The organism is Winogradskyella aurantiaca (genome assembly GCF_003362725.1).
GTDB lineage: Bacteria > Bacteroidota > Bacteroidia > Flavobacteriales > Flavobacteriaceae > Winogradskyella_A > Winogradskyella_A aurantiaca.
Genome location: NZ_QKTV01000003.1, coordinates 57,068 through 77,339, shown reverse-complemented (window position 1 = coordinate 77,339; position 20,272 = coordinate 57,068). Strand labels below are relative to the sequence as shown.

General features: G+C 35.2%; 26 protein-coding genes. 19 read left to right on the top strand and 7 right to left on the bottom strand.

Annotated features, from left to right (window positions below):
* Window positions 1-82: 82 nt before the first annotated feature.
* From hisG to DN064_RS06385, 9 genes are all read left to right on the top strand, one after another.
* Complete coding sequence (gene hisG, locus DN064_RS06425) at window positions 83-940, top strand: ATP phosphoribosyltransferase (protein WP_115461817.1); 858 nt, start codon at window positions 83-85, stop codon at window positions 938-940.
* Window positions 940-2,226 carry a histidinol dehydrogenase gene (hisD, locus tag DN064_RS06420; RefSeq protein ID WP_115461816.1) on the top strand — a complete coding sequence of 429 codons (1,287 nt, stop codon included), beginning with the start codon at window positions 940-942 and terminating at the stop codon, window positions 2,224-2,226. Before hisG ends, hisD begins: the two co-directional genes overlap by 1 nt.
* The gene (gene hisC / locus DN064_RS06415) at window positions 2,223-3,260 is read left to right on the top strand and encodes a histidinol-phosphate transaminase (protein ID WP_115461815.1); all 1,038 of its coding nucleotides are present in this window, start codon (window positions 2,223-2,225) and stop codon (window positions 3,258-3,260) included. The genes hisD and hisC overlap by 4 nt, the downstream gene beginning before the upstream one ends.
* The gene (hisB, locus tag DN064_RS06410; protein ID WP_115461814.1) at window positions 3,257-4,390 is read left to right on the top strand and encodes a bifunctional histidinol-phosphatase/imidazoleglycerol-phosphate dehydratase HisB; all 1,134 of its coding nucleotides are present in this window, start codon (window positions 3,257-3,259) and stop codon (window positions 4,388-4,390) included. Before hisC ends, hisB begins: the two co-directional genes overlap by 4 nt.
* Entirely contained in the window at window positions 4,390-4,971 is a 582-nt protein-coding gene (gene hisH, locus DN064_RS06405; RefSeq protein ID WP_115461813.1) for an imidazole glycerol phosphate synthase subunit HisH, read from the top strand. The genes hisB and hisH overlap by 1 nt, the downstream gene beginning before the upstream one ends.
* Before the next feature lies 1 nt (window position 4,972).
* On the top strand, window positions 4,973-5,701 hold the full coding sequence (gene hisA / locus DN064_RS06400) for a 1-(5-phosphoribosyl)-5-[(5-phosphoribosylamino)methylideneamino]imidazole-4-carboxamide isomerase (RefSeq protein WP_115461812.1): 729 nt from the start codon (window positions 4,973-4,975) through the stop codon (window positions 5,699-5,701).
* Window position 5,702: 1 nt separating this feature from the next.
* Entirely contained in the window at window positions 5,703-6,458 is a 756-nt protein-coding gene (gene hisF / locus DN064_RS06395; RefSeq protein ID WP_115461811.1) for an imidazole glycerol phosphate synthase subunit HisF, read from the top strand.
* Window positions 6,455-7,054: a bifunctional phosphoribosyl-AMP cyclohydrolase/phosphoribosyl-ATP diphosphatase HisIE gene (hisIE, locus tag DN064_RS06390; RefSeq protein ID WP_115461810.1), complete on the top strand. Its 600-nt coding sequence runs from the start codon at window positions 6,455-6,457 to the stop codon at window positions 7,052-7,054. The genes hisF and hisIE overlap by 4 nt, the downstream gene beginning before the upstream one ends.
* Before the next feature lie 101 nt (window positions 7,055-7,155).
* A complete protein-coding gene (locus DN064_RS06385) occupies window positions 7,156-7,860 on the top strand; it encodes a tRNA pseudouridine synthase A (RefSeq protein WP_317047362.1) in 705 nt (234 codons plus the stop codon).
* Window positions 7,861-7,903: 43 nt separating this feature from the next.
* On the opposite strand, the gene DN064_RS06380 is transcribed toward DN064_RS06385, so the two are convergent.
* Together DN064_RS06380 and DN064_RS06375 are read right to left on the bottom strand one after the other, a co-directional pair.
* Entirely contained in the window at window positions 7,904-8,326 is a 423-nt protein-coding gene (locus DN064_RS06380) for a hypothetical protein (RefSeq protein WP_115461808.1), read from the bottom strand.
* Window positions 8,327-8,421: 95 nt separating this feature from the next.
* On the bottom strand, window positions 8,422-8,643 hold the full coding sequence (locus DN064_RS06375) for a hypothetical protein (RefSeq protein ID WP_115461807.1): 222 nt from the start codon (window positions 8,641-8,643) through the stop codon (window positions 8,422-8,424).
* A gap of 198 nt (window positions 8,644-8,841) precedes the next feature.
* On the opposite strand from DN064_RS06375, the gene DN064_RS06370 reads away from it, so the two are divergent.
* On the top strand, window positions 8,842-9,522 hold the full coding sequence (locus tag DN064_RS06370; protein WP_115461806.1) for a DUF2461 domain-containing protein: 681 nt from the start codon (window positions 8,842-8,844) through the stop codon (window positions 9,520-9,522).
* 114 nt (window positions 9,523-9,636) lie between these two features.
* On the opposite strand, the gene DN064_RS06365 is transcribed toward DN064_RS06370, so the two are convergent.
* The gene (locus tag DN064_RS06365; RefSeq protein ID WP_115461805.1) at window positions 9,637-10,053 is read right to left on the bottom strand and encodes a glyoxalase; all 417 of its coding nucleotides are present in this window, start codon (window positions 10,051-10,053) and stop codon (window positions 9,637-9,639) included.
* Between the two features lie 110 nt (window positions 10,054-10,163).
* Between DN064_RS06365 and DN064_RS06360 the strand changes: the two genes are divergently transcribed.
* Window positions 10,164-10,556 (top strand): acyl-CoA thioesterase, encoded by a 393-nt coding sequence (locus tag DN064_RS06360; protein ID WP_115461804.1) that lies wholly within the window; start codon window positions 10,164-10,166, stop codon window positions 10,554-10,556.
* Here the strand turns inward: DN064_RS06360 and DN064_RS06355 are convergent.
* Window positions 10,553-11,782: a mechanosensitive ion channel family protein gene (locus tag DN064_RS06355; protein ID WP_115461803.1), complete on the bottom strand. Its 1,230-nt coding sequence runs from the start codon at window positions 11,780-11,782 to the stop codon at window positions 10,553-10,555. The two genes, DN064_RS06360 and DN064_RS06355, sit on opposite strands and share 4 nt — an antisense overlap.
* The gene (locus DN064_RS06350) at window positions 11,783-12,061 is read right to left on the bottom strand and encodes a DUF3817 domain-containing protein (protein WP_115461802.1); all 279 of its coding nucleotides are present in this window, start codon (window positions 12,059-12,061) and stop codon (window positions 11,783-11,785) included.
* 124 nt (window positions 12,062-12,185) lie between these two features.
* Between DN064_RS06350 and DN064_RS06345 the strand changes: the two genes are divergently transcribed.
* On the top strand, window positions 12,186-13,466 hold the full coding sequence (locus DN064_RS06345; protein ID WP_115461801.1) for an FAD-dependent oxidoreductase: 1,281 nt from the start codon (window positions 12,186-12,188) through the stop codon (window positions 13,464-13,466).
* A gap of 11 nt (window positions 13,467-13,477) precedes the next feature.
* The gene (locus DN064_RS06340; RefSeq protein WP_115461800.1) at window positions 13,478-13,918 is read left to right on the top strand and encodes a DUF2452 domain-containing protein; all 441 of its coding nucleotides are present in this window, start codon (window positions 13,478-13,480) and stop codon (window positions 13,916-13,918) included.
* Between the two features lie 33 nt (window positions 13,919-13,951).
* Here DN064_RS06340 and DN064_RS06335 read toward each other — a convergent pair whose 3' ends face one another.
* A complete protein-coding gene (locus tag DN064_RS06335) occupies window positions 13,952-14,212 on the bottom strand; it encodes a hypothetical protein (protein WP_115461799.1) in 261 nt (86 codons plus the stop codon).
* A 255-nt stretch (window positions 14,213-14,467) separates the two neighbouring features.
* Between DN064_RS06335 and DN064_RS06330 the strand changes: the two genes are divergently transcribed.
* From DN064_RS06330 to DN064_RS06320, 3 genes are all read left to right on the top strand, one after another.
* Entirely contained in the window at window positions 14,468-15,031 is a 564-nt protein-coding gene (locus DN064_RS06330; protein ID WP_115461798.1) for a DUF4251 domain-containing protein, read from the top strand.
* Entirely contained in the window at window positions 15,028-16,062 is a 1,035-nt protein-coding gene (locus DN064_RS06325) for a bestrophin family protein (protein WP_115461797.1), read from the top strand. The genes DN064_RS06330 and DN064_RS06325 overlap by 4 nt, the downstream gene beginning before the upstream one ends.
* Before the next feature lie 119 nt (window positions 16,063-16,181).
* Complete coding sequence (locus DN064_RS06320; RefSeq protein ID WP_115461796.1) at window positions 16,182-16,694, top strand: hypothetical protein; 513 nt, start codon at window positions 16,182-16,184, stop codon at window positions 16,692-16,694.
* Between the two features lie 319 nt (window positions 16,695-17,013).
* Here the strand turns inward: DN064_RS06320 and DN064_RS06315 are convergent, their stop codons facing one another.
* Complete coding sequence (locus tag DN064_RS06315) at window positions 17,014-17,856, bottom strand: glycosyltransferase (RefSeq protein ID WP_115461795.1); 843 nt, start codon at window positions 17,854-17,856, stop codon at window positions 17,014-17,016.
* 105 nt (window positions 17,857-17,961) lie between these two features.
* Here DN064_RS06315 and DN064_RS06310 point away from each other — a divergent pair, with 105 nt between their 5' ends.
* From DN064_RS06310 to DN064_RS06300, 3 genes are all read left to right on the top strand, one after another.
* Window positions 17,962-18,585: a DUF6134 family protein gene (locus tag DN064_RS06310; protein WP_157962256.1), complete on the top strand. Its 624-nt coding sequence runs from the start codon at window positions 17,962-17,964 to the stop codon at window positions 18,583-18,585.
* A gap of 129 nt (window positions 18,586-18,714) precedes the next feature.
* Window positions 18,715-19,317, top strand: coding sequence for a hypothetical protein (locus DN064_RS06305; protein ID WP_115461793.1), 603 nt, complete (start codon window positions 18,715-18,717; stop codon window positions 19,315-19,317).
* A gap of 148 nt (window positions 19,318-19,465) precedes the next feature.
* Complete coding sequence (locus tag DN064_RS06300; protein WP_115461792.1) at window positions 19,466-20,242, top strand: SDR family NAD(P)-dependent oxidoreductase; 777 nt, start codon at window positions 19,466-19,468, stop codon at window positions 20,240-20,242.
* The last annotated feature ends 30 nt before the right edge of the window (window positions 20,243-20,272 follow it).

The following is a 20,272-nucleotide window of genomic DNA, read 5'->3' as shown; positions in this document are numbered from 1 at the left end:
CAATAGATATTTTAAACCCGTTTGAGAACATCAAATGGGTTTTTTATTTCTAACATTTGATGTTTTCAACTAAGACAGAAAAATGAGTAAATTAAAAATTGCAGTACAAAAATCCGGACGTCTTCATGACGATTCCATGAAGATTTTAAAAGAAATCGGTATTTCCATTGATAATGGCAAAGACCAACTTAAGGCCTCTGCCAGAAATTTTCCATTAGAGGTATTTTACCTTAGAAATGGGGATATCCCTCAATATTTGAGAGATGGGGTAGTAGATGCTGCCATTATTGGAGAGAATGTTCTTATAGAAAAAGGTGAGGACATAACCATAGTGGAACGCTTAGGGTTTTCCAAGTGCCGGGTATCTATCGCTGTTCCAAAGTCTTCCAATGCTGAAAATCTTAAAGATCTGGAAGGAAAAAGAATTGCCACTTCCTATCCAAACACAGTTGAACAGTATCTTGAAAAAGCAGAAGTTAAGGCCAATTTGCACATAATCAATGGTTCTGTGGAGATTGCTCCTAATATTGGTTTGGCAGATGCTATTTGTGATATAGTTTCTAGTGGTAGTACGCTGTTTAAGAATGGCCTAAAAGAAATTCAGATGTTATTGAAATCTGAAGCAGTATTGGCCACCTCACCAGCAATTAGCGCAGAATCACAAGCCCTGATTGATAAGATCCAATTTAGATTAAAGTCTGTATTAAGAGGTAGATCCAATAAGTATGTGTTGCTAAATGCTCCTAATGATAAGCTGGATGATATTTGTAAAATACTACCAGGTATGAACTCTCCAACCATTTTACCACTAGCTAAGGAAGGCTGGAGTTCGTTGCATTCTGTTATCAATAAAAATGACTTCTGGGAAGTAATTGATGAGCTAAAGGCTAATGGGGCTGAAGGAATTTTGGTATGTCCAATTGAAAATATGGTACTATAATGAAGATCTATAAGAATCCTGAAAGGAGTTTGTTGCTAGAGCTGCTTGAGCGTCCCACTAAAACCGTAGATGATATAGAGCAAACTGTTGACGAAATCTTCAATGAAGTTAGAAAGAATGGTGACCAATCACTGTTAAACTATACGTCTAAGTTTGATGAGGTAGATCTTGATAGCCTTGTTGTTAGTGCTGAGGAATTAAGCAAAGCATCGAGTAGAGTAAGTCCAGAGTTGAAATCAGCTATTCAATTAGCTAAATCTAATATCGAAACATTTCACAAGGCCCAGAAATCAGAAAGAGTTAAAGTTGATACCATGAAAGGTGTAGAATGTTGGCAAGAAAAAAGACCTATTCAAAAAGTGGGACTTTACATTCCAGGTGGGACAGCACCTTTATTTTCTACGGTTCTAATGTTAGCAGTACCTGCTAAAATTGCAGGATCAAAGGAGATTGTTCTGTGTTCTCCACCAAATGAAAAAGGTGAACTTGCAGATGAAATATTGTATACCGCCAGTTTATGCGGTGTCACCAAAGTTTTTAAAGTGGGAGGTATCCAAGCCATTGCGGGAATGACCTTCGGAACAGAAAGCATACCGCAGGTATATAAAATATTTGGTCCTGGAAACCAGTATGTGACTGTTGCAAAGCAATTGGCAACCAAATATGGAGTGGCTATTGATATGCCAGCAGGACCAAGTGAGCTCTTGGTAATGGCGGACGAAACTGCCAAGGCTAGTTATGTAGCATCCGACCTTTTGAGTCAGGCGGAACATGGGGTAGATAGTCAGGTTATTTTAGTCACAACTTCAGAGTCATTTGCCGAAGAAGTGAGTCAAGAAGTTAATAATCAATTACAGAATCTACCTCGAAAAAACATTGCAAAGCGCGCTATAGAAAATTCAAGAACCATAGTTGTTCCCAATTTTGAAGATGCCTTGACAATTATAGATGATTATGGCCCAGAGCATTTTATTGTTACAACCTCAAATGATTCCTATTTTGTGGATAATATTGGAAACGCTGGTTCGGTATTTATAGGTAATTATACTCCTGAAAGTGCTGGTGACTATGCTTCAGGTACTAATCACACATTACCTACCAACGGATTTTCTAAAGCCTATTCAGGTGTGAACCTTGATAGTTTTCAAAAAAGTATGACTTTTCAAAAAATATCCGAAGAAGGTATTAAGAATATTGGTGGTGCTATAGAACTGATGGCTGAGGCTGAAGGCTTAGACGCACACAAGAATGCAGTAAGCTTAAGATTAAAGGATTTAAAGTCATGACTGTCGAATCGTTACTCAGAGATAACATAAAAGGAATTACCGCCTATTCATCTGCTAGGGATGAATACAAGGACGCTTCGGCTGATATGGTTTTTATTGATGCCAATGAGAATCCATTTGAATCCGAGGTTAATCGCTACCCGGATCCCCAGCAAACTTTAGTTAAAAAGAGACTATCAGAGATAAAAGGAGTTCCAGAAAATCAAATCTTACTTGGCAATGGTAGCGATGAAGTCCTTGATCTTATTTTTCGTGCCTTTTGTGAACCAAATAAAGATAATGTCATCACATTACCTCCAACATATGGAATGTATTCTGTTTTGGCGGACTTAAATGCCGCAGAGATTATTAAGGTTGAGCTTAATTCGAATTTCCAACCAAAAGTTAATGAGATTCTAAAGATCCAAAATAATAAATCCAAACTACTGTTTCTGTGTTCACCAAACAACCCAACGGCCAATAGTTTTGATGCTAGTCTAGTGGAGCAACTAATTGCCAAATTTAGAGGGATTGTAGTTATTGATGAAGCTTATATCGATTTCTCAACGCGTCAGAGTTGGTTGAGTCGATTAAATGAGTTTCCTAATTTGATTGTAACGCAGACTTTGTCCAAGGCCTATGGTTTGGCCGGTATTAGGCTTGGTATCTGTTTTGCATCAGAGTTTATAATATCTGTTCTAAATAAAATTAAACCGCCTTATAATGTTAATCAGTTAACACAAACGAAAGCTTTAGAACGATTGAATGACTTGACCAATGTTAAAGATGAAGTGAATACAATTCTAAAAGACCGCAAAAAACTTTTCGAAGCTCTTGACGATATTGGATTTATTGATGAGGTTTATAAGTCTGATGCTAACTTTATTCTGGTAAGAGTAGATGACGCCAATATGCGATATAAAGAACTTATTTCAAAAGGAATTGTTGTTCGAAACAGAACCAACCAACCTTTATGTCACAATTGTTTAAGGTTCACAGTGGGTACAAATACAGAAAATAAAGCACTTATTAAAGCATTAAAAGAGTTACAATGAAACCTATATTATTCATAGATCGAGACGGAACCCTTATTCGTGAACCTGAAGATGAGCAAATAGACAGTTTTTCGAAACTTGAGTTTTATCCTCAAGTATTTCAATATCTGTCGAAAATTGCCAAAGAATTGAATTTTGAATTGGTCATGGTCACCAATCAGGATGGACTGGGAACTGAGGTATATCCCGAAGATTCTTTTTGGCCAGTCCATAATTTTATCATGAAAACTTTTGAACAGGAAGGGGTTGTGTTTTCTGAACAAATAATTGACAGAACATTTGCAAAAGATAATGCTCCTACAAGAAAACCTAATACAGGCTTGTTAATGCATTATATGAACGGTGACTATGATCTTGAAAATTCATTTGTAATTGGAGACCGCTTAACGGATGTTGAATTGGCAAAGAATCTTGGTTCAAAAGGAATTTATATCAATGATGAGACCTATTTAGGATCGGATGAGGTCACTGTGACTAATGATGAGCTTTCGTCATATATAGCGCTTGAAACTAATGATTGGAAGGAGATATATGAGTTTTTAAAATCCACAGAACGTATAGGTAGTTTTGAGCGCAACACTAACGAAACCAAAATTAAAATCGATCTTAATTTGGACGGTTCGGGCCAAAGTCAAATCAATACGGGAATTGCCTTTTTTGATCATATGCTAGATCAAATTGCGCGCCATGGTCAAATTGATTTAAATATTCAAGTTGATGGTGATTTAGAAGTTGATGAACATCACACCATAGAGGATACCGCCATAGCACTTGGTGAGGTTTTTGCCACTACTCTTGGTAACAAATTAGGAATTGAAAGGTATGGATTTAGTCTGCCTATGGATGATTCATTAGCTCAGGTATCTATAGACTTTGGTGGGCGTAATTGGATTGTTTGGGATGCGGAGTTTAAACGAGAAATGGTTGGAAAAATGCCAACAGAGATGTTCTTCCACTTCTTTAAGTCGTTTTCTGATGGGGCTAAATGTAACTTAAATATTAAAGTTGAAGGTGATAATGAACACCATAAAATTGAGGCGATATTCAAGGCTTTCGCTAAAGCTCTTAAGATGGCAGTCAAGCGCGATGTTGAAAAAATGATTTTACCATCAACAAAAGGAGTACTCTAATGAAATTATCGATTGTTAATTACGGGGCAGGAAATATTAAAAGCATTCAGTTTGCCTTTCAGCGTTTAGGCTTTGAAGCAAAGTTATCCGATGACCCTGAAGACATACTAAAATCAGACAAGGTTATATTTCCGGGGGTTGGTGAAGCAAAATCTGCTATGAATAAGTTAGAAGCATCCGGACTTAATGCATTAATCCCCCAGTTGAAACAGCCAGTATTAGGCATATGTTTGGGAATGCAGCTGATGTGCAACCATACCGAAGAAGGGAATACCACTGGTTTAGGAATATTTGACACCGAAGTAAAACGATTTTCAAATGACTTGAAAGTTCCTCAAATGGGCTGGAATATTATTAAAGACTTAAAGTCACCATTATTTAAGGATATAGAAGAAGGTAGCTATATGTATTTGGTGCATAGTTATTATGCCGAATATTGTGAAGAATCGATTGCCACAACAGATTATGGATTTAACTATGCTTCTGCATTAGAGAATGATAATTTTTTTGGTGTACAGTTTCATCCTGAAAAAAGTAGTGTAATTGGAGAAAAATTACTTCAAAACTTTTTAAATCTATAATATGAGAATTATTCCTGCAATAGATATTATCGATGGTAAATGTGTTAGACTTACTAAAGGAGATTACAATACCAAAAAGGTTTACAATGAAGATCCATTAGAGGTAGCCAAATCCTTTGAAGATTCTGGGATTGAGTATCTGCATTTGGTTGATCTTGATGGTGCAAAGGCGAGTCATATTGTTAATTATAATGTCCTGGAAGCCATTGCAACAAGAACTGGACTAAAGATTGATTTTGGTGGGGGATTAAAGTCAAATAATGATCTGAAGATTGCCTTTGAATCCGGTGCCAATCAAATTACTGGTGGAAGCATTGCTGTTAAAGATCCTGGTTTATTTGAAAGCTGGATAAACACTCATGGCTCTGAGAAAATAATTTTAGGCGCAGATGCAAAAGATGGCAAAATAGCAACTAGTGGATGGCTTGAAAATAGTGAATTGGATCTAATTCCATTTATAGCATCCTATGAGACCAAAGGAATTACCTATGTAATTTGTACTGACATCTCAAAGGATGGAATGCTTCAAGGGCCATCTTTTTCGCTTTATGAAGCTATACTTAAAAGAAATCCAAGTATTAAATTGATTGCTTCAGGAGGTATTTCAAAGTTTGAGGAATTACCACAACTTGAAGAATTAGGATGCGAAGGTGTCATTATAGGGAAGGCAATTTATGAGAACAGAATTAGTCTTAAAGAGTTGGAGAATTTTATAATTACAAATAGTTAGTATGCTCACAAAAAGAATTGTACCCTGCCTGGATATTAAAGACGGCCGCACCGTAAAAGGGGTTAATTTTGTTGACCTAAGGGACGCTGGAGATCCGGTGGTTTTGGCTAAACAGTATGCGGAATTAGGCGCTGACGAATTGGTTTTTTTAGATATTTCAGCGACTCAAGAGCGCAGAAGGACCATGCATGACATGGTTTTAAAGGTAGCAGAGCAAGTTAATATTCCGTTTACGGTTGGTGGTGGAATTTCCTCGGTAGAGGATGTTGATGATCTGTTGCATTGTGGTGCTGATAAAGTCTCGATTAATTCCGCTGCAGTGAAACGCCCCGATTTAATTAATGAATTGTCTGAAAAATTTGGCAGTCAATGCATCGTTGCAGCCATAGATGCGAAACAAATCGATGATGAATGGTACGTGCACCTGGCAGGTGGGACCATTCCAACAGACCTTAAATTATTTGAATGGGCTGTAGAAGTTGAACTACGAGGCGCAGGGGAAATTTTATTTACCTCAATGAATCATGATGGAACTAAATCTGGCTTCGCAAACAAGGCTCTAGCTAAATTGTCTGACTTGGTAAACATTCCTATCATAGCTTCTGGTGGAGCGGGTACTGTTCAACATTTTGTGGATACTTTCAAAGAAGGAAAGTCGGACGCGGCATTGGCAGCTAGTGTATTCCATTTTGGTGAAATTCCAATTATGGAATTAAAGAAACAACTTAAAGAACAGGATATAGAGGTTAGATTATGACTATAGATTTTAATAAAAATGGCGACGGTTTAGTTCCGGTAATTGTTCAGGACAACACTACAAAAACCGTGTTGATGCTTGGTTATATGAATGAAGAGGCTTTTGAAAAAACAAAGGTATCTGGATTGGTTACATTTTTTTCCCGTTCCAAAAACCGACTTTGGACCAAAGGTGAGACTAGTGGTAATGTTCTCAAATTAATTGACATGAAAGTTGATTGCGATGGTGATACCATATTGGTTAAGGTTCAACCAAATGGCCCCACCTGTCACACTGGTACTGATACCTGCTGGTATGAAGAAAACAAGTCTGACTTTGGATTTTTAAGTCGTCTAGAAGAAATTATTGACTCACGAGTAGCTGAAGGCAATTCACAATCATCATACGTGGCTTCTCTATTTGCCAAAGGAATCAATAAAATTGCCCAGAAAGTAGGTGAGGAGGCGGTTGAAATTGTTATTGAGGCTAAGGACAATAATGACGACTTATTTCTAAATGAAGGGGCAGACTTGTTATTTCATTATTTAATGTTACTTAAAGCGAAAGGTTTTACCTTAGAAGATGTTGTTTCAGTTCTGGAATCAAGACATCAATAGTATTTAGTAAATCTTCAATAGTGTTCGAGAAGCGGTTTTATTATCTGGTAAAAATCCAATATTTAGGATATCGGTTTCATGGATGGCAAAAACAACCTCAGTTGAAAACCTTGCACCATATGATTGACCGGACTCTGAAATACGTTCTCGGTGAAACCAGGTTTAAAACACTTGGTGCTGGTCGCACTGATGCTATGGTATCCGCTAACGAGGCGGCTTTTGAGTTATTTATTTATGACACGCCGATTGCTGATTTTAAGGAGTTCATAGATTTATTTAACTTAAATCTACCACAAGACATTAAGGCTTTGTCCATAATTGAAGTTGATAAGAACTTTAACGTTATACAGGATTCAAAAATTAAGGAATACCATTATGTTTTTTCTTTTGGACAAAAGAATCATCCGTTTTGCGCTCCAATTATGACTAATATTCAGGAGGATCTAAATATTGGTCTTATGATGGAAGCTGCTCAATTGTTTAAAGGATCGCATAATTTTAAAGCGTATTGTTACAAATCAAACGATGACAGTATACACAACAGAACTGTTGATTCTTCAGAAATAACTATGAATCAAGATTATAGGGCTAATTTCTTTCCAGAAACGTCCTATGTTTTGAAGGTGAGAGGCAAAGGTTTTGGAAGAAACCAAATACGTTTAATGATGGGTGCTCTCATAAGAGTTGGTAATGGAGAATTGACTTCAAAGCACATCCAATCTTCTTTAGAAACTGGTGAATTGGATAAGATTAACTTTATTGCACCTGCATCTGGATTGATCTTACACTCTATAGCATTTGAATAAAAAAAAGGGGATAAATCCCCTTTCTATTCTAAATAATTCAGTTTTACTTGATCCAACCCTTACTGATGGATTTCTTGGAGAACCAAACTAAAAATATGCAGACCAGTACCACTAATACAGGCATTACATAACTTGGAACATCCACGTTTAAGAACAAGTAGATTTGTTGAACTAAAACGCCTAGAAGAGATACTATAAATAGATAGTAGGCAAACTTCTTTCTTAATAATAAGGCGATACATCCCAAAGCTCCGGCAAAAACTGCAGTGGCAAATGCAGCTGTATAATAAGCTGGGAATTCAATAAGATATTCAGCCTGTTGTTCGGGTGGTAAAGCTGCAATCATTTCTTCCGTGGCATAGGCGCGAACAAGATAAGCCATGACGCCTAGCAGATTCCAAATTAGGGCAACAATAGAAATTACCCAAAACCACACGTGTGGCTTGTTTGTAGTTGATTCACTCATAATTATTGATTCAATTAGTTAAAATTGTGCACAAATTTCTGTGCTGATTGAATCAACAATTTATAAATAATAAATTAAAATGATAGGCTAAGTAACTAACTCGCCGTATGAAGAACAGGTTCTTTAACTACGAACTTGCCATTAACAGATTCCCCAAGAATGTATACTTGCTTAGATCTTTCGTACATTCTAATGGCCCGTTCCATTTGAAGTTTGGTTGCACTATATATCTTGACCCCAGACTTATCACCTTTGTTTCTAATTTCAATGTAATATCCGTCTTTTAACTTGGTTGGTCGTGTTGCTGGTCTACCCATAAATGATTGAAGTTATAATACAGATCGCATTATAATGAAAATTCTTTCAATTAGCAAATTTGCTAAAAAAAGAATTGAAATTATTTAATCCTTTTCATTATTCTCTGCAATTGGGCGCAAATATTAAAAATATCGTAAACTTTTCAAAGCAGTTGTTATAGGTTTATCTTTGATACACCATTGAAAACGTCAATAGTTATGCAAAAACAAATAGATAAAGGGGTATTTAATTTTTTGAAAAATCTTGAAAATAATAACAATCGGGATTGGTTTAATGAACGCAAAGCACAGTTCAAAGCTATTGAATCTGAAGTCAAAGAATTTTACAATCAATTGGGCGAGCTCCTCGAAACACATGATCAGATTGACCGGATTAAGGTATTTAGAATATATAGAGATGTTAGATTTTCAAAAAATAAACTACCGTATAAAACTCATTTTGGTGGATCTTTCCACCGTGTTAAGCCTCAATTAAGAGGAGGCTATTATTTGCACATCCAGCCCAATGACAAAAGTTTTATTGCTACAGGGTTTTGGGAGCCAAACAAAGAAGACTTGTTTCGAATACGTAAAGAATTTGAAATGGACGATTCTGAAATTAGAAATATTCTTGAGTCTGAGTCCTTTAAAACAGCCTGGGGAGGCTTTGTAGGGGAGTCTCTCAAGACGGCACCAAAAGGATTTAATAAAGAACACCCTGCTATTGACTTAATTAGACGTAAGCAATACATTTTTACAAAACCTTATAAAGACTCTGAAGTACTGAATAAGAATTTTATGATTAATGTTAATAACGCCTTTAAATCTGTACGACCATTTTTTGATCTGATGAGTGATATATTGACAACCGATTTAAACGGGGAATCCCTTATACAGTGAACCCAGACTGTTGTTTTTCAATTAGAAGCACTAAAATTTCATTATAGAAATAGTTTACCCTATTATAAACAACAAGTTAAAACCTCAGTAAGTAACGTCATTTGACTACAATAACTATACAGCCTTTAACACTTTAGTTTCGGTAAAAATTTGAATGCTGTCAATTAGACGTTCTTTAACAATATTCATCATGCGCTTGTTTAAAGCAGAGGAATTGAGAATATAAGCTTCATATTCTGAGATAGTGAATTGTCCAATGATCATACCCTTGACACTATTTCTAAACTTCATATCCTTGTGTATGGCATTTTCTATATAATCTATTTGTTTTTGAAGAGATAGCTCATAAAAAACATTCTTGTGCTTACTTATGTAATTCCTAAAAACAGATATTAATAATTCATGTTGCAGCTTAACAACAGGTCTTAAAGTGGCATTTTGGAATTTCTCTTCAGAGCTCATACCAGGCAGAATTTTAGCACTAGCAATGGTGGGCCTAGCGGCTTGTAGGTGTTCAGATCTAGAAGTCATAATTCAGGATTTAGTAGAATATGGATTTAAATTTAATTAATAGTAATCATGAGGTGATGGACCTTGTGTTATCTTGTTAACTTTGTTATTAACAATCAATTATTTTAATTATGAGATTTCACACAAGAAAATGGGTTAAACCAGGAGATTTAAATCCTAATGCTACTTTATTTGGTGGAAGACTATTGGAATGGATTGATGAGGAGGCTGCTTTATATACGGTTGTACAGTTGGAAAATTCAAAAGTGGTTACCAAATATATTTCAGAAATCAATTTTATGAGTTCGGCCAAACAAGGTGATATTGTTGAATTGGGTATGGATGTTGTAAAGTTTGGAAGCTCCTCAATAGTATTGAAATGTGAAGCCAGAAACATGATGACACGAGAAACCATACTAACAGTTGACAATATTGTCATGGTAAATCTTGACGAGAACGGCAACCCTAAACCTCATGGAAAAACCCAAGTCGAGTTTGTACGAGACAGATTGAATAAAAGTTAAGCGTCTATGTGCATGCCCAGTTCATAGATTTCAAGATCAAAGTATTTGACTGAGGCTAAAACATGGTCAAAAATATCACCCATAATAAACTCGTAATTCTTCCACCTGATATCACTACTAAAGGCATATATTTCCATTGGAATACCTTGAGGTGTTGGTTCTAATTGTCTAACCATTAAAGTCATGTCCTTATTAACCGCAGAATGGTTTTCTATGTAGGTCAATAAGTACTTTCTAAATACACCAAAATTAGTTAGGTTACGTCCATTAATTAGGACGCTTTTATCAATACCCTCTGCCGAATTGAATTTTTCAATTTCACTCCCTTTTTCTGTGATATAATCACTTACCAATTCAATTTTTTTCAGACGTTCAATATCTTCAGGGGTTAAAAAATGAATGCTTGCAGTTCTAATGATAACAGAACGTTTAATTCGCCGACCACCAGAGTCCATCATACCACGCCAATTTTTAAAGGAATCTGAAATGAGGGCATATGTTGGAATGGTAGTAATAGTTTTGTCCCAGTTTTGAACCTTGACTGTTGCTAGATTAATTTCAGTCACGTCACCATCAGCACCGTATTTTTCAAATGTGATCCAATCCCCAATTCGTACCATGTCATTAATGGTCACCTGAATACTAGCAACAAATCCTAATATGGTGTCTCTAAATACCAAAATGATAATTGCTGAGGCTGCACCTATTGAACCCAGAAACTGGAAGAAGGAAATACCAGTTACAATAGCAACCATGGTAAAGATTCCAAGAATCCAACCAAAAATCATAAACACCTGTATGTAGCTATCTATAGGTTTGTCCTTAAAACTATTTTTAGTTTTTAAGTAATCTCTAACCGAACTAAAAAAGCTTCTAGCAATACTTAGGGTTAAGAATACCGCGATAATTTTAAGCGCTTTTTCTACAATATCCTCAATGTCTAAATAATCAGTGAATACGTCTGGCACAAATTCAATGAGGATAATAAGTGGAATAATATGAGCTATATTCCTTGGGAGCTTATTAGTTATAAGAATATCGTCAAAGTTAGTACTGGTGCGCTTGGCTACACTCTCAGATATTTTCCAAAGTATGCGTTTGGTAATGAAGTCTATAATAAAAGCCACAATGAGAAGGGCAATTAATAAGACCATCATGTTGAGGAATGCCGCTGTTCCTTCTGAAATTCCCTTGGAAAGCAGGAAATCGTAAATTTTATGTCTCATTTAGCTGGTTTTCAGATAGCGCCTATCTATATAAAGCGTTCCGAAAGGTATAATAGAAGCAATGATTACCCAAATAAATTGGTTTTTATTCCAGCCATAATCGGGTTTTAACCAAATAGCAAGAACGATGTATAATATAAAGAGGAGGCCATGAGGCATTCCTAATAGCTTGACATATTGAGGATCCTCTAATAGGTACTTAATTGGTACGGCAATTCCTAAAAGGAGGATGTAACTAACTCCTTCTAATAAAGCTATAAGGCGAAACAAATTCTGCATTTTATAAAAATTGAAAAACAAAATTATGACCTCATTTAACTTCTGCGTAAGATTTTAACATGCTTATAAGAATTCAGCCTTTTTTGAAAATTGAATCTTTAACTTTGCTTTCTTCAGGACAGCTATGAAAAAAGAGGATTATAGAATTCATATTGTAGGAGCGGGGGTAAGCGGCCTTGTTGCTGCTCAGGTATTAGAACTTCAAGGGTACCGCCCTGTTATCTTAGAGGCTTCCAATTCAGTTGGTGGTAGAGTCAAAACTCAAATAGTCGACGGCTACCAATTAGACCAGGGGTTTCAGGTGTTACTTGAAGCCTATCCAATGGCCAAAAAATATTTGGATTTCAATCAATTGGACCTTCAGAAATTATTGCCAGGTGCTGTTGTTTTTAAAAATGGAAGATCAATGGCCATTGGAGATCCAATTCGTGATTTCAATTTCATTTGGTCAACTTTAATAGCGGATGTTGGAACCCTAGCCGACAAGGTTAGAATTTTTAATCTTAATAAACAATTGAAGTCCAGATCCATAGAATCAATTTTTTCTTCAAAAGAAGTGAGCACATTAGAATATCTCGAAGACCTCGGTTTTTCATCAAAAATGATTGAGACCTTTTTCAAGCCATTTTTCTCTGGAATCTTTTTGGAAGATGAACTAAAAACCTCAAGCCGGATGTTTCAATTTGTTTACAAAATGTTTGGCGAAGGTCTGGCTGTTGTGCCTAAAGATGGTATTGGAGCAATTTCGGATCAATTAAAATTGAAATTGAAGAATACGTCTATTCAGTTTGGCGCTAAGGTTGCATCTGTTGGTGACTCAGAAATTCTATTAGACGATGGAGTTAAATTAGCAACGCATTTTACCTTAATAGCGACAGATCCTGGGAATTTGATATCTAACTTGAAATCTCAAAATGTTCAATGGCATTCTTGTACCAATCTTTATTTTAAAATTCCAAAACGGTCAATAGAAAAAGCGCTGATTGGTTTGATCGCAGATAAAAATGCTTTTATAAACAATATATTCTTTTCTTCATCTTTAGATATGGAACATAAAGGAAATCAAGAACTCCTTTCAGTTACAGTAGTTAAAGATCATAGTTTTGATGACAAGGAATTGATAGAAATTATTAAAACTGAATTGGATTCCTATTGTGGAATTACCGGTATTGAATTTCTGCATCTGTTTCATATTCCTAAGGCTCTACCTCAATTAAATGAATTACAGTACGACATAAGCCCAGAGACAACCAAATTGAAGTCCACAATCTTTTTAGCTGGAGATTATTTGTTGAATAGTTCCTTAAATGCAGCGATGATTTCAGGAGAGCGTGCTGCCCAAGGAATTATCAAAAGCCTGGAAGACGGTTTGGTCGTTGAAAATTTAACTTCAGAATATCTTTAATTAGAAATCAGATGACCAAAAAGAAAAAGCCAGATTTAGTTGTTTTTAATGAGGATACTCAACAATACGACGCTGCCTTTAAGCCATATGCAACAGGGGTAGGGGCGCCACAAATAACAATGCCTAATAATGGGACCTGGAAGAATTCTCAGGTATACAAGGCGAATAAGCATCTTAAGACCAAGTATCAAGCTCTTAAAGCGGAGTATGAACAATTAATGGTAGTGTTAGAATATAATGAGTTGGTGACCAATGCTAAATTTAGTTTTGAACCCCAGGTTGGTGAGGTCTACCATTTATATAATAACAAGAAACAGGAACCTTTTTTATCCATTATAGAGCCACAGAATTGTAGTTTTGAACATCTTGGTAGTTTTAGATTAACCTCAGATTATCTTTGGGATAAGCTTGATAACTCCAGTAATTCAAGTTTATTAGTTGACAAGAAATAATAAATAGCTTTCATTGGTCACAATGTTTTCTTGTCACGATGCTTCAGCAACGTAATCCTTGAAATAGAGTAGTTGATTAACGATGGATCGCAATTCAAATTCCAGGTAACTCCTGTTTTTTTTGCTGAATCTGTTTATGGAATAAGTGTAAAGTATCTCATTATTTTTTCTGACACTTACGTAGTATTCGTCTATTTCTGCATCCAGCTTAATAACACATTTAAATCGCGATTGATGCAAGAACCAATAGGAGAGGCTGTTAATTTGATTAAACAAGGATAATGTGGTTTCCATAATCTCTAAATTTATAATATTCAAGGCGAGGGAATCCAGTTTTTCTATTATTGAAGTTAAACACGGGTACTAAGGACTTCAAAAAATTAAAGTTGAAATTCTTCTTTTTTCGTTCAAAAAATAAAAAATGGAATTCATCGAATTTATTGGACGATTGTAGAAAAGCATTAAATATTGAGAATAATAAGCTGAATCAGTTCTAAATGCATCCGTTAATATTTAGTAAATTTAGGTTCATCACAAAACATGTAATGTATGAAACGATTACACCGAGTTAGCGCAATTTTATGCACTGTAATAATGGTGTCATGTGGTCCTTCAAAATCTGAGGCAGAACAGGCTTACAACCTGCAACAGTATAACGAGATAAAGGAAATTGTTAATTCGCAGAATTACCGGTTTTCTGCAACCATTGCATATCCACTTCAAACAAATGCCGTGGTAGAAGCCACAGATGCAATTTTTAGAGGGACTGAAAATGTTGGATCTAGAATTGTTTTGGAAAAAGACAATAGTTATTTGAATTTTAGTACTGATAATGTTGAAGGGCGGCTCCCTTATTATGGTGAAGTTCAAACCGGGTATTATGCAGATACCCGATCTACGGCGATTGAATTTAATACCACACCGCAGTCTATGGAAATTATTGAAAACGATAAGAATAGCCGCGTATTGGTAAGGTTTGTGATAAAAAATGGAACGGAGCAGTTTAATGTTAAAATGGATGTTTTTACCAATAAACGTGCTGTAGTTCAGGTATATGGTGCCAATAGGACTTCTATTAGATACGAAGGATCCATAGATAAATTACCTGTATGATCACAACCAAAAGCATCAGTTTATTAAAAATGTTGAAATGGGGCTGGGTAAGAATTATCTGGCTCATGTTGTTCATGGGTGTCGTGGCGGCACTTTATTATAACAAAATAATCTCGATTGTAATTCCATGGCTACCTGTATCCGTTATTGGTACTGCTGTGGCATTCTATGTTGGTTTTAAGAACAACCAGTCTTATGATCGTATGTGGGAGGCAAGAAAGATATGGGGTGGAATTGTAAATGATAGCCGCACTTGGGGAATGTACGTCACCAATTTTATTTCTAATCAATTCACTTCTTCTGAGGTTCCTCAAGAACATATTAATAAAGTAAAGAAGCGATTAATATACAGACACATAGCTTGGTTGTATGCACATAGAAGTCAATTGTTAATTCCAACAGAGTGGGAACATATTAGCCAGAAAGGACATGTGCGTAGAACCGCAAGTATTTTCCAGGAACAATATGGAATTGGTTTAGTAAATGATGAGGTAACACAAGTGGAATTGCGTCAATTTTTACCAGAAGAGGAACATGACAGGCTTGTCAATTATGCTAATACCGCGACTCAAATAATTAATGAGCAAGCCAAAGACTTAAGAGAATTAAGAGCAAACGACCTAATTGACGACTTTAGACATATGACCATTTCTGGAGTTCTAAGGACGTTTTATGAACTTCAAGGAAAGAATGAGCGTATTAAGAAGTTTCCTTTGCCCAGACAATACGCCAATATGAGCCAACATTTTGTCTATATTTTCATACTGTTTATTCCCTTTAGTATGGTTCCGGAATTGATGAAAATTGGAGAATGGGGCTTATGGGTATCTGTACCTGTATCTGCTTTAGTAGCTTGGATTTATGTGATGATGGATGTTGTTGGTGACTATTCAGAGAATCCATTTCAGGGGATGGCCAACGATATTCCCATGCTATCGCTATGCCGAACCATTGAGATCGATCTTAGAGAAATGCTTGGTGAAACAGAACTGCCGCCACCCATTAAATCTAAAAATGGTATTATGATGTGATAATCGTAGTAGTAACTAACTCTCATCTAGAGGGATTGAAATAATAAAGCACTTTTTTTGCAGTAATAGAAGGGTCTAGACTCTAATTCTTCAAATGAATAAGTAAGACTATTGTCCTCATGAAAGAATATTTTATTATCACTTTAATATTGGTCATTCCTCATATTGGAATTGGACAAGAAATTTACCTTGAAAAAGGAAAGAAACTAGAAAATACCATTGATGGTGCTTATTACAGGATACCAACAGATATATTTGAAAAGTACACTGGGGTTTGGGAGGGCACTCAAAATAATGATGCATTTCAAATTAAAATATATACTGAGAAAGTACAATTTGAAAATGTCTATATGGAAATGTTTAGAGCCAAATTTTGCCAATTTGATTCTGGTAAATGCGAATTTCAAACTGGAAGGTATATTTCAGGTATTAAAATACCTAAGATAATAGACGATGGGATAATTAAATTTCCATACGGTAATTATAAAACTAGAAAATTTGCGGTATTAATTGTTGAAATACAGGACAATGGCATGGCATTAGTATATCGAGACAACCCGGAAGTTGATTTGATATTTGGTGAAATGGAGACTATTTTCCCCAAAACAATAAGCATGAAGAAATTAGAATAATAAGATTAGGGAATAAGGCCGGTAATATCAATCTTTTTTATACCAAGTTTTTGTAAATATAATGGTCGTTGTCAACCCTAAAACTAATCATGACATTTTCTTAAGAAATGTTACTATATTTTTTTTGATGATTGAATGTTTGGGCTCAATTGTGATAACATTTTATATGCAGCCATTCATTTTATAATAACAAGCGAATTAAGGTCATTATAATTTTGGAATTTTTTATTAGCATAAATTAAACAAGCTATTTTAAATCTTGTTAATCGAGAAAGTCTTTAATCCTATTTAAATCAATTACTTTTAATCAATGCATACCTTATTTGTAATAAAGCCCTAAAGAACGTTTAATGCTTTTAGAAGCATAGGTTAGTCGAGAGTCCAGGTGGTTTATGAAGCTTTGCATTTTCCATTTAGATGTGGGAACTAAATTGGCCCTGATATAAGACTCCTGACGGGGTAATATTTTAAATTTCTCAAAGAATTCTTCTGGGTCTACTTTACCATAACCAGTGAATTCATTCACTTTATTCTCAAAATGAATGATCGAAGACCAAATTCTTTTATTGGGTATTCTTTTGATATTGCGCTCTTTTTTCCAATTTCTGTGGGACCGATCTTTAATGGTTTTTGGATCGATATTTCGTTCTATGAGCGATAAGAACGGATTAAAGGCGTGCAGTTTTTTTCCAATTTTTATGGAGGATTGAGTTTCTACAGTATACCCATCAACAAAATCAATGCACATAAATTCCTGGGCATCGAATTGTTGTTGAATTTCATCTATAAAATTCATGCTAATGCAATCATCATTATCGATACCTGTTGTAATTATAAAGTCTTCTTCAACATTCTTCATATGAGCCCTTATAGAAGGAATAAAATGTGTCATCCCATCAATGTAAAAAGGCTTAAAATTTGGAAGCTCTTTCTCTAATTCAGAAATAATGGTTCTAAATTCGTCTTTAGTGGTTGTGTCAAAATAGACAATCCAATCGAAATTTTTATTGGTTTGAGCAGCAACACTGGGAAAGCAATAGGTCTTAAAAAGTTCGAACCTATTCACATGCCATTCATCTGTGAGAATGGGTTTATTGTGTTTGTTTGAGATCCAGTCTTCCTTTCTAAGATTAAATCGAGTAATTAAAAAGTGTTTAAACAATGCTAAAGGCGATTTCTTATTTAATAATCAAAGATATCATAAATGTTTATTCAGGGTTTTGATTGTTTTAAAAGAAGTCATAATTTAAATTATAAAATTGAAGACATGGATATTTTCCGTTTAAAAGGCAAGCTAAACTCAATTAAACCCCTTGTGTTGCTTTTATTTGGTTTGAGTTGTCTCACCTTAAGTTCTCAATCGTTAACGCTTAAATATCGTATACTGCACAAGGGGAAGGTCATGGGGTCCTTAGAAACAACAAGAGTCAAAACCAATGATTCTGTGAGGTATAATTCGTATGTAGATATTGAGTACCATTTATTGGCAACCATTAGAATCCAGCATCAAAATAGTACAGTTTACCTCAATGATATCCTATTGCAATCCAAAGTACTCTCAGAAGTTGGTAAAAAAGGAAAGAACTTTTCGGAAGTAAAAAAAACTAAAGAAGGTTATGTGTACACTAAGAATAGTGACAAACCTATAAGCATCAATCAATCCATTTCTTTTAGTGTAGAACGTCTGTTTTTTGATGAACCAATTGGCTTATCAAAAGTCTTTTCTGAAGAGAAGGGGGAATTTCATAAACTCGAAACCTCTGGTGCACACCAGTATACTAAAACAGCACCAAACGGGCATAAAAGTGTATACCATTATGAGAATGGTACATTAGTTAAAACAGAAATTGATGCTGGGATTATTGAATTTGAGATGGTTTTAAGTGATTGAAAACTTGTTGTTTATCGGATAAAATCGTTCGAAAAATCCTCAAATCGGACTTTTGTGGGTTTAAACAAAAAAAAATGCAACCCTCATGATTAGGTTCTAGTTTTATATTGATTAATAAACCCGAATCTTATGAAACCTTTAAATTATTTCATCCTTGTTTTAGTTCTGTCTTTTACTCCAATTTTGGCGTTTGGTCAAAATGAGGATATTCCGTTTTACGATTATGAGCAAATGGATTTATCAAATGAGGCTACCATGCCTGATGCTGATAGTAAACCAGAACAAGTAACTATAACAGGAAAAGTACTGTTGTCTGATGGATTGACTCCTGCTAAAAATGTGATATTGTATTTATATCAACATGATGAAAATGGAGAGTTTCAGTTTGAAACCAACAATGGAAAGGAGCGTTTACGTCACAGAACATGGGTGAAGACAGATGATCAAGGTAATTATACCTTTCATACATTTGTTCCTGGTGAAGCTATTGTAAAACTAAACTATCCAAGACGTTACGGTCCAAAGCAGTTTTATTTGGTAGCTAAACTGCCAGATTCAGAAGATTTTGCACTTCCAGCCTTAATGTTTGAAGATGATCCGTTAATAAGTAAAAATTGTAAAAGACGTTTAAAACGTAAAAATATAGATTGTTTAATTTCTATGGAGCAGTCGGACGGTAAAGCAGTTGTTAAGAAAGATATTACCTTACCTGCAAATGATTCAGTTAAATAAATAAACGCAACATATCCTTTAATAAAAACCAGAGTCATAGCTCTGGTTTTTTGATTATCAGTAATTTGTATACATCATTCTGTAATTCATATAAAATAGAAGTTGGAGACTGCTTTAAATTTGTACTGTCTAATTAAAAGAGAACCAAATGGAATTAACAGCATTAATAACAGGTGCGAGCAGTGGCATAGGTAAAGAACTTGCTTATATCCATGCAGAAAGAGGTGGCAACCTAATTATTGTAGCTCGAAGAGCTGACAAATTAACCGAATTGAAAAACGAAATTGAAACGAAGCATTCTGTGAAAGTTGAAACCTTTACCAAAGATTTAAGTGTTCAGGGATCAGGGAAAGAACTTTTTGAAGAAGTTACAAAAGCTGGACTACAGGTGGATTACTTGATAAACAATGCTGGGTTTGGACTTCGTGGCAAATTTCAAGAATTATCTTGGGATCGGCAATTGCAAATGATGAATTTGAATATGATAGCACTGTCTGAACTCACCTATTGTTTTTTACCAGACATGCTCAAAAGAAATTCAGGGAAAATACTAAACACCTCATCAACAGCCTCTTTCATGCCAGGCCCTTTACAAGCTGTGTATTTTGCTACAAAAGCTTATGCAACATTTTTTGGAAATGCCCTTGCTGAAGAATTACATGATACCAATATTAGTGTAACAACCTTGATGCCTGGAGCTACAGAAACGGAGTTTGCGCAAACAGCTGATATGGAGAAAACAGATTTATTTAAAAAGGCAGTATCTGCTAGAAGTGTTGCTGAAGAAGGGTATAATGGAATGATTGCAGGAAAACTCGATGTCGTTTCGGGATTAACATTTAGTCAAAAATTAATGATGTCTATGATTCCTATTACGCCGAAGAAGCTATTGCTCAAACAAGTGCGACAAATGCAGGAGGTATAGTTGTTAAATTACTTTTATGGACCCAATAAT